Raw genomic sequence first — 11,159 nt, forward strand, 5'->3', positions numbered from 1 at the left:
GAGGAATGTAGGGTCTTTATTCGCCATTATAAAAGATGTCAAATCGGTTCTATAGGGATTGAAAGGAATTGTATAGCTAGCATCAAAGGAATTACTGCCATTCGTATTACTGTAGGTAAGACTGAGCCGATCGCCTAGTCCAGTCAAGTTAGCTTCGTTAAGTTGAATTTGGCGGCGATCGGTTCCGACGCTGGGGGTACGGCTGTTATCGAGAGTAATCGGCAAGCTAAAGGTTTTGGCTTCTGAAACCTGTATTTCTAAGATATTCGATCCAGGTTGTAAGCCGGGGGACAAATTGGCTGAGATACTCTCAATCAAAGGATTGATTTGTAGTAGTTGTAGGGCTTCTAAGAGACGCGTGCGGTTGAGGGGTTTTCCTGTAGCGATCGCAATGCGAGATTGAATGTATCCCGGGTTGAGTCTGTTCAGTCCAGTGACTTTGATGTCTTCGAGCCCGCCTTCGATAATCTGAATCTTGACGGTTCCACTTTTTAGATCCTGTTCTGGGATGAAGGCTCCAGAGGTGATATATCCCTTTTCTAAATAAAGCTCGGTAATTTTGGTGCGAAGTTGAAAGAGTTCGGCAACTGAAATGGAACGTTTGGTATAGGGTGCAGTAATTTCAGCGAGTTCGGCATCGCTAAAAACGGTGCTGCCAATCACTTCAAATTTCTTGACGGTTAGGGTTTCGGAGGCGCGATCGCTGGGAATTGTGGGAGTTTGCGGTGCGGTCGGTGCGAGTAAGCGATCGGGAGGTGGAAGTTTGGAAGGCTCAGTCGTTGGCTTTGGCGTGGGTTTGGGGTTGAGGTCGGGAGGAACTGGACGATTTGGCGGAATGATGGTTTGAGCGGTGATAGGTAGAGTATAGGAACTTGCTGCGATCGCGATCGCAGAAACACCTATTTTCAGTCCGTTTAAGGATGCAGAAAAGTTCTTATATAATTTATTCACGATTTTTTTACTCCCAACACCTACAAGCCTTTAGATCTGAGCGTTTATTTTAGAAAGACTGAGAACTTTTGCCAAATATCTTAGAATCATTTCCTAAGAATAAACATCGTTATTGAACTGTATTAAGCGGAAGTTCTCTATAACATTTGGCTTAATTTTGGAATCTAATCGGAATTACGAACTATATTCCCGATTTTTGGTGAGGTATTACCTCGATCGCAGGTGTAAATAATTGTCAGGGTTTCATGAGATTGTGTGTAAATATTCAGAAAACACAGAGATGAATCTTACGAATATGTGAGATGATTCTATAAAATTTCAGCTATTACCATTTTTTGATAACCCTTCTAGCCCCGAGTTTTGGGGCGCAAAATCTCTTAAAGTCCCGCAAAAAGGGGGTGTTAGGGGATGAGAATGTTGCTAGATCTTTCCACTAAACCATCTTGGTATTTGCAATACCTTGCTTTGGGCTGAATGCAAATCCTTATCTTTTGTGAATTTAGTCGTAGATTTAATTGAAATAGGAATAAGAAAAGAATGGAACTCACTCGCCGCATCGCTCATCGCTCAATATACCTGACGAGTGCTTTTTTCTTGACCTATTTCACGACTGCGCTTGCTGCTACGGCTCAGATCGTTCCAGACAAGACTTTGCCTGTCAACTCTACGGTGACAACAACGGGGCAGTTACATACGATTGATGGAGGCACGACGAGGGGAGTTAACCTCTATCACAGCTTTCAAGATTTCTCAGTTCCGACCAATAACACGGCTTATTTTAACAACGCGCCGCAAGTTCAGAATATTTTGACGCGGGTAACGGGTAGCACTGCTTCGGATGTTGATGGCACGATTAGAGCGAATGGGAATGCGAATTTATATTTGCTCAACCCGAATGGCATTACGTTTGGGCAAAATGCAAAGTTAGAGATCGGTGGTTCGTTTACGGGCAGTACGGGCAGTAGTTTTAAGTTTCCCGACGGTAGCGAGTTTAGCGCTAAAAATCCGCAAGCTCCGCCATTGTTGACAATGAGTATTACCCCGGGGGTGCAGTACGGACAAACCGATCCGCGTTCTATGGTGACGAATGCAGGTAGTTTGACAGTGCGCGAGGGACAGGGAATCGCCTTGCAAGGGGGAACTGTATCGAGTACAGGTGTGCTGACGGCTCCAAGTGGAACGGTACAAGTATTGGGTAATCAAGTCAGTCTTTTGAATAATGCCCGTATTGACGTGTCGGGTACAAACGGCGGTGGTACTGTTTTAGTAGGTGGCGACTATCAAGGCAAGGGAACAGTACCCAATGCTCAACAAACTTTTATAGATCGCGGGGTCACAATTAATGCAGATGCGCTGCAAAATGGGAATGGTGGAAAGGTAATTATCTGGGCTGACAAATTGACTGAGTTTTACGGTTCAGTGACAGCGCGCGGTGCAAATTTGTCAGACAAGAAAACTGTTGGCGATGGTGGTTTTACGGAAATATCGGGAAAACAGAATCTTTACTTTGATGGCAAGGTGGATTTGCGTGCAGCAAATGGAAAGTTAGGAACACTCTTACTCGATCCAACGGATGTAATTATTTCTAATGGATCTACCCCTGGAACGACATTGCTTGAGGCAGTGTTGGAAAATACGCTAACTACGACAAATGTATCTCTTGATGCAACGAACGATATCATAATTGGAGGACTTGCTGACGGTCTTCTGAAATCTACGTTAGGCTCAATTACCTTTCAAGCCGACTCTGATGGGGATAATGTCGGTTCGTTCTCGATGAACCCAGGAAATACTATCAAGACATATGGTCAGGATGTAGCGATCTCTGGAGCAAATGCAACTATATCTGGAGGAGGAATTGATACCCAAAAAGAATTAGGACAAACAAATGGGAATAACGGGAATGTCACTATTGCTGCAACAGGTTCAATTACATTCGACAACAATAGCCATATATTCACTGATGTCAACGGTGTAGTTGGCAATGCTGGCGATATAAATCTCAGTGCCCGCAATATATCTTTTACAAATGGTGCTCAAGTTCAAGCGGATACATTTGGGACGGGGAATGCGGGGGAAATCACGATCGCAGCCATAGATAGTGTATTGTTTTCTGGCTCCCTGAGCGGTGCATCTAGTAATGTCAATAAAAATGGTCTTGGCAACGCTGGAAGTGTAACTATCAATGCACGCACAATATCGATTCTAGATGGCGCTACGTTAGGCTCGTCTGTACGTGATTTGGCGAAAGGGAATGCTGGAACTATAACGCTCAAAGCAACGGACACGGTATTGCTCTCTGGGGTGAGTCCCCAAAGACCCCTAGGCTATAGCGCGGCACTTTCAATTGTAGAAGAACTTGGAGTAGGTAATGCAGGAAATGTAATTATCGATGCACGTTCTGTATCTATTTTGGATGGAGCTAGACTATCTTCAGAAGTATTTGGTCAAGGTAAAGGGGGAGAGATTTCAATTACTGCTAAAGATAATGTACTCTTCTCAGGTTCCAGTCTAGGATTTCTAAGCTCTGCATTCACTGACGTGAACACCTCTGGAGTAGGAAACGCAGGGAATATCATTGTCAAAGCCCGTTCCGTATCCGTTACCAATGGCGCTCAGATTGCGTCTGAGATCTATGGAATCGGTAATGCTGGGAATATCAAGATTAATGCTGTGGAGAATGTACTCATCTCTGGATCTCCCAGTGGGCTATTTAGTCGCGTTCGGGAACAAGCCGTAGGTGAAGGCGGGACAATTAGTATCAAAGCTCAAGCACTAAATGTCCAGAATGGCGGTCAAATTACTGCATCGACATCGAGTAGTGGTAAAGCAGGGACTATAGAGATTCTACTAGGCTCGTCTCTGATAGTTAATGGCACAGGCTCTATAATCTCAGCAACTACAGATCGCGGATCTACAGGTAAAGGCGGTGATATCTTTATCGATCCACAAGTTATCACCCTGCAAAATGGAGCAAAAATCGCAGTTGGCAGTCAAGGCTCAGGCATCGGTGGCAACATCACCATATTTTCCAACATCCTAACCCTCCTCAACGGCTCCTCCATTACAGCCGAAACCGCCAGTACCAATGGCGGCAACATAACCCTCAACATTCCCGCTTACTTGCTCCTGCGCTATGGCAGCCAGATCAGCACCACCGCTGGCACTGCCCTCGCAGGCGGTAACGGCGGCAATATCAACATCAATGCTGGCTTCATTATCGGAGTCAAAGGCGAAAACAGCGATATCTTTGCGAATGCTTTTACTGGGAATGGCGGCAACGTCAACATCACCACCAATGCGATCTTCGGACTAGAGTTCCGTCCCAAACTAACCTCCTTTAGCGACATCACCGCCAGTTCGCAATTTGGTTTACAAGGGAGCGTCCTTGTGACCACACCAGGACTCGACCCCAGTCGCGGACTCACCACACTTCCGCTCAACCTCACCGACCCCACCAAACAAGTCAGCCAAAGCTGTGCCATTGGCGGCAAATTAGCCAATCGCGACAATCGCTTTACCATATCTGGCAAAGGTGGTCTTCCAAAAAGCCCAACCGACGAACTTTCTAGCATTCACCCCTTAGTCGAACTAGCCGACCTCGTGCCCAGCAGCACAAACTCCATCTCAGCAACCGAACAGAAACAGGAAGTCACGCAAGAAGTTCCCAAGCGCATCATCGAAGCGAATACACTCGTGCGAGACAGCGAAGGCGTTCTGCATTTAGTAGCAGCTTCTAACCCACTCAGTCCTGCTATCCCTCAGCTTGTCTGTCCTTAATATAGCTTGTTTAGAAAGATTAGATTCTGCGATCGCATGTTAGTGGATTTAGCAACAGAATTCTTTGGCTATTTACTCAAAACAGCGCCTAACTCGGTTAGCGTTGCTATTTGAGATTGATTCAATCCTTTAACCTTTGTAACGTTCATTCCTTCGTATATGCGTTCGGGCTTGATGACTTTCAAATTCTTACCCTGCTCGACATCCCATAGCCGAATCGTTTCATCGTGGCTGACACTAGCGAGGAGATTTTCCTTGGGATGAAATGCGATATCGTAGATTCCGTTAGTATGACCGCTCAGTACGTGCAAACAATCCCCAGTATTTCGATCCCAGACCCGTAACATGCCGTCGTGACTGCAACTGGCAACAAGATTTTCTAGCGGATTTAACTTTGCTTTAACTGCGGGTTGGGTATGACCTTGAAAGGTATGCTTGCAAATACCCATATCAACATCCCATAGCTCGATCGTACTATCAAAACTCGCACTCACAAGCGTTTGACTGTCAGAACTGAATGCAAGATCGAAAATAATATCCTGATGTTCTCGCAAAGTTTTTAGACATTCCCAAGTGGTCGTGTCCCATAGTTTAATATCGCTGCCATGACTGCTAGCAAGCATTTTGCCATCCGGGCTATAGCAAACCGAGCAGACGATACCCGTGCCGCTATCGATCGCTTTGAGCAACTCGCCATTATCAGGATTCCAGACTTTCAGCGAAGTATCTAAACCGCCACTCACTAAAAATTGACGATTGGGGCTGAAGTTCACAGAAAAAATCGGTTCTCTGCCACCTCGTATTGTCCTCAGACACTTCCAAGAAGCGCTATCCCAAATCATAATCGAGCCATCCTGCGAACAACTGGCAAGCAAATTGCCATCCTTGCTAAAACTCAAACACATAATGTTGTCATCATGGGCTTTCACGGTTTTGAAAAGATTGTGGGAGCGATCGTATAGTCTCAGGCGTTTATCATTCCCACCAATGAGAAGGAACTTGCCATCTGGACTAAAAGATACTGAAAAGAAACAGTTTTTAAAACCTTTGATACTTCTAAAATTACTACCTCGATTTAAATCCCACAATTTGAGGGTTTGATCGTTGCTAGCGCTTGCCAGTACACTGCCCCGAGGATTAAAAGCAATTGACCAGACACACATCCTGTGTCCGTGCAAGGTTTGAATACATTCCCTCGAACTAACATCCCACAAACTTATGGACGAATGTTCTCCTGAAACAGCTAGAATTTTTCCATGGGGATGGAAAGCAATCGAGTAAATCGATTTCAAGCGATCGCCTTGCAAGGTAGCAGAACATTCACCCGTTGCAATATCCCAGATTTTTACTGTTGCATCTAGACTGCCACTGGCAAGTAACTTCCCATCTGGACTGACAGCGATCGCCCAAATCCGATTCTTATGCCCGATTAGCGTTTTGAGTAATTCTGCTTTTTCCACATCCCATAAGTTGATGGAACCATCTTCGCTACCACTGGCTAAGATAGTTCCGTCGGGAGTAAATGTAACTGAACTGGCAACTTTGGTATGCCCCAAAAGTGTTTTGACGCATTCTCCACTACAAACATCCCAAAGCTTAACAGAGCAATCGCCACACCCACTTGCCACCCGTTTGCCATCGGGACTAAAACCTATGAGCCAAGAAGTCATTTTATTAGAATCAAACGTATGCAGACATTGTCCCGTACTGACATCCCAGACTTTAATTTTGCCATCGCTACAACAACTTGCCAAGACTTTGCTATCGTTGCTAAATCTTGTTGCCCAAACCCAACCAAAATGACCTTCCAGTCTCTTGACAACGCGACCGTCTAGATCGCGAATGTAGATCGTTCCTCCATTATCGCTACTGGCAAGATAATTTCCATCTGGGCTGAATTCTACTGAGACAAAATTTGATGATGACTCGTTAAATGTCGATTTAAAAAAATGGGAACCTGAAAAGTTGACTCCATGCAAGCAAACATCTTGAAAATATGCCTGTCTGATCGTCAGACCTGAAAGATCGTAGCCTGAAAGGTCGATTTCGGCTTTCCATAAAAGCGCGATCGCATTACTTGCTCCATATCTAGTCCGCTTCTCTTGTCTAATTTTGGCGATCTTATCCTTTAACTTCGCTTCGATTTCTGCCAAGCTCAAATTTATTCGCAAATTGGCGAGGACTGGCTCTAAAATCATGCGAACTTGACTATCTCTAACATAGTCTTTGACCGTTGCTTTATAGAGTGCGTAGCGATCGAAAAACTGGATCTCATCCGTTTGAAGTTCGATATGGATAGTTTCGATCAACTTTTCGGTAACGAATTCCATGACGACTTGCTGTTGTGTCAATCCCGTATGGCTTTGTTCGATCAGCGATCGCCTTGCTAAAGATTCCAGTGCCTCAAATAGTTTGCGTTTGGGTACGGGAGGAACAATATCTTCGTGCAGTTCTGACGGTAAAACTGGCTCGCGATTAATCGCTAACCAGTACATAATCTGTTGCTCTAAATCTGAAAGACGTTGAAATTGCTGTTCTAATAAAATCCAAATTTTGTTAAAGGCAGAGATGTCTTCCGCTAAAAAGCGATCGATTTGCCCGATAAATAGCTCTCGAATTGAATTAGAAACGATTTTCAGTGCCAGAGGATTTCCTTGATATCTGTTACTTAGCGCGGACATCGCATTTTCTGAGCCGAGCAATCTATGCTCTGTAAGCATCTTGATGCAAGCCTCAGTTTGCAGACCCGATAGCTGAAGCGATCGCACGGTTGCATGTTTGGCTTCCAATAGGGCAATTTCCTTGGGCTTTTCGCGACTGGTCAATATCAAGCAGCTTTGATGAGACTCCTCGGCGATCGCGTTTAGCAAGTTGCCATAATCTTCATAACCCTCGCGATAGCAGCCAGCAGAGTCGCCCTCTCTAAAAATCGTTTCAAAGTTATCTAAGACCAAAAGACATCGATGCGATCTCAAATGTTCGATCAGTCTCGCGATCTTATTTTCAATGGGGTCGGATGAACTGATATCTTGTCCTTTTGTGAGAAACTCGATCGAATCGTCCAGAAGCTTGCCAAGAGGAGGAGCGTTGCGAAGGCTGTGCCAGATTGAAAACTCAAACCTTTCTTGTACCCTTTCGGCAAGCTTGAGCGCTAGGGCTGTTTTTCCGATTCCACCCATGCCTAATAGGGCGATTAGACAGCTTCGATCTGCAATAAAACGCTCTAACTCTGCGAGTTCGTCAATACGTCCGTAAAAGATTGACCTGTCAGGTACTTCTTCCCATTCATGGTTTCTAGTGACATAATTTCCATTTCCATCTAGAGAGGATACGTTCGTATCGCTAGATCGAATTTGTGATTTGCTGTTTGCAGCAAGCCGTTTGCGCCGCAATATTGACCGAACGTTGCTTTTTGTGATTTCTTCTCCGATCGCTTTAGATAGCAACTTCCATAAATTAGAGCCAACAAATTTTATGTAATCTGCATCGTAGCCAGAACTTTCAGCGATCGCGGCGTATTTCCATCCTTCCCAGACCCTGCGAAATACTAGTTCTTGAACATTATTCAACCGAACTTGTCCTAAAAATGTATCTAAAAAAATTAGTGCTTCATCAGTATCCATTGGGGTTTTTACTTTTGATTTTAAATCTATGGAATCAGCGCTAGATCTCTACTACCTTGCTTGGATAGATTTAGGTAAGGTATTTGCTAGCAGAAAGAGTTTATATACTAAATTTTGCAGAAAACGATCTAAAAAAATATTACTTTCTATAACTTTTTCATACTGTTAAATCAGAAACATTAAGTTAAGATGTTTAAATGAATTTTTTTGTTTTTGAGGATAGATCGTGTCGGTAATCTCCATAACATGATTATTTTAAAGGGTTACAAGCATTTTTGCCTTTGCGGGGATTTCAAGATTTTCTTGTGAAAAGGGCTAGTAAACGCCATTTTTTTAAAATGAGGATTGCCGCTTTTTAGCATCGTGGGTTTGTGTTGCGATCGAATGCTTATTTCCTGTGAATTTAACCGTAAATTTAGTTGAAATGGGAATGAAAAAAGAATGGAACTCGCTCATCGCTCTATCTGTTTGACCAGTGCCTTTTTCTTGACCTATTTCACGGCTACACTTGCGGCTAAGGCTCAGATCGTTCCAGACGCAACGCTGCCTAATAACTCTACGGTGACAACAACGGGGCAGTTACACACGATAAATGGTGGCACGACGGTTGGTGTCAATCTCTATCACAGCTTTAAAGACTTTTCGGTTCCGACCAATAACACGGCTTATTTTAATAACGCGCCACAGGTGCAGAATATTTTGACGCGGGTGACGGGTAACACTGCCTCAGATATTGATGGGACGATCAGAGCGAATGGGAATGCGAATTTATATCTACTCAACCCGAATGGGATTACGTTTGGGCAAAATGCAAAGTTAGAGATTGGTGGGTCGTTTACGGGCAGTACGGGCAGTAGTTTTAAGTTTCCCGATGGTAGCGAGTTTAGTGCTAAAAATCCGCAAGCACCGCCTTTGCTGACAATGAGTATTACGCCGGGGTTGCAGTACGGACAAACAGATCCTCGTTCTATGGTGACGAATGCAGGTAGATTGACAGTACGCGAGGGACAGGGGATCGCCTTGCAAGGGGGAACTGTATCGAGTACGGGTGTGCTAACGGCTCCAAGTGGAACGGTACAGGTACTGGGTAATCAAGTCAGTCTTTTGGACAATGCAAAGATTGATGTATCAGGTGTGAATGGTGGCGGTACTGTCTTAGTAGGTGGTGACTATCAAGGCAAGGGCACAGTACCCAATGCTCAACAAACCTTTATTGATCGCGGGGTCACAATTAATGCAGATGCGCTACAAAATGGGAATGGTGGAAGGGTAATTGTCTGGGCTGACAAATTGACTGAGTTTTACGGTACTGTGACTGCACGAGGGGTTTCACTTTCTACACCTGTGGGTAACACATCTGTTAGCAATGGTGGATTTGTGGAGGTATCAGGAAAAGAGAATCTCGTCTATCGTGGAATCGTAGATGTTTCTGCTTTGTTTGGGAAGACTGGAACGCTTTTGCTCGATCCGTACGATATTACTATTGCTGATTTTAACTATCCTGCAAATTATCCTTATGATTACACAACTTATGTACGCGATCCTCAAGGGAACGTAATTTCATCAACCTTTCACCCTGGTGTGCAAAGCACATTACCTCAGATTTTGTCTGGTAATTTTGCAGGAAGCAGTATCACGATCGCTGCTTCGACTCTTGAAAGTCAAAGTGCTGACATTGTTTTACAAGCAACAAATGACATTACTTTAAACCAATCTCTCACTCTCAGCCATGCGATCTCGTTTAGTGCTGGTGGAATTTTTTCAATGGCTACTGGAACCAGCATTACTGCTTCAGGAAATAAAGTAGATATTACAGGAGCTGGTGGTATTACTGTAGGCAGTATTAATACTTCTTCTACAACTAATAATGCTGGTGCGATTAGTCTTACTAGTACAAACGGTAAAATTACTATCGGCAATTTGACTGCCTCTGCTACTGGAACTTTTAATGGAGGGGAAGTCAAATTGCAATCTAACGGTGATATTACTACTTCTTCTATTTCTTCTATCGATACCCATGCTTTATCTGGTAGTGCTGGGAATATAACTCTTACAGCTAATAATGGCAGTATTACTTTAAATTCTGGTAATAAACTCTATGCAACTAGTTCATCGGATGGTAATAATGGTGGGAATGTAACCTTACAAACTAATGGGAATATTACAATCAAGGGTATTGTAGATGCGAGTGGTGGCAAAAATGGTGTGAGCGGAACGATTAAGCTTACCAGCGATCGTGGTTCGATTTCAATTGATAGTGGAATAGTCAGCAGTGATAACTTTGGCACGAAACAGGGTGGCAACATAATTCTTCAAGCATTAAACGGTACGATCGACATCAATAATAGTGGTCAATTATCTGTAGCTAGTGGAGTACAGATAACCAAGATTGACAGAACTTTCTTGACAGGCATAACGGGAAGCGCTGCTGGAAATATAGAGCTTAGAGCAGGCAATGACATTACAATTACTGGATTTTTTGACGCATTTGGAGATAGCAAACCAATTAACTCTATTAGTTATAATGGAAGTTATGATTACTTCTCAAACATTATAGTAAAATCGACAAATGGTTCGGTTATTCTTAACGGAGCAGAAATTTCCTCTGAAAATATATTTCCAGATTCTTCCAAATATGCAGGAGATATTTTTATTCAGGCGGGGAAAAATGTTGAAATCAGAAAACTTGGTGATGGCTCTGGTAGTGATATTCCCAGTAAGATCAACAGTGCAGGAAATTATGGACGCATCTCTTAGTACAGGACAAAACCTTGCAATAAAGACAGAAGAGGGGTTTCATAGGAA

Annotated in this window: 4 protein-coding genes; 2 read left to right on the forward strand and 2 right to left on the reverse strand. The window is 43.7% G+C overall.

The window, feature by feature from the left end; genetic code table 11:
- Positions 1-951 (reverse strand): ShlB/FhaC/HecB family hemolysin secretion/activation protein (locus V2H45_RS22995; RefSeq protein ID WP_330486027.1); only part of this gene is annotated, 951 nt, incomplete at its 3' end.
- A 537-nt stretch (positions 952-1,488) separates the two neighbouring features.
- On the opposite strand from V2H45_RS22995, the gene V2H45_RS23000 reads away from it, so the two are divergent.
- Positions 1,489-4,731 (forward strand): two-partner secretion domain-containing protein, encoded by a 3,243-nt coding sequence (locus V2H45_RS23000; protein WP_330486028.1) that lies wholly within the window; start codon positions 1,489-1,491, stop codon positions 4,729-4,731.
- A gap of 68 nt (positions 4,732-4,799) precedes the next feature.
- Here the strand turns inward: V2H45_RS23000 and V2H45_RS23005 are convergent, their stop codons facing one another.
- The gene (locus V2H45_RS23005) at positions 4,800-8,354 is read right to left on the reverse strand and encodes a WD40 domain-containing protein (RefSeq protein WP_330486029.1); all 3,555 of its coding nucleotides are present in this window, start codon (positions 8,352-8,354) and stop codon (positions 4,800-4,802) included.
- A 441-nt stretch (positions 8,355-8,795) separates the two neighbouring features.
- On the opposite strand from V2H45_RS23005, the gene V2H45_RS23010 reads away from it, so the two are divergent.
- On the forward strand, positions 8,796-11,111 hold the full coding sequence (locus V2H45_RS23010; protein WP_330486030.1) for a two-partner secretion domain-containing protein: 2,316 nt from the start codon (positions 8,796-8,798) through the stop codon (positions 11,109-11,111).
- Positions 11,112-11,159: the final 48 nt, after the last annotated feature.

The sequence above is a fragment of the Tumidithrix elongata BACA0141 genome, assembly GCF_036349135.1.
GTDB lineage: Bacteria > Cyanobacteriota > Cyanobacteriia > Pseudanabaenales > Pseudanabaenaceae > Tumidithrix > Tumidithrix elongata.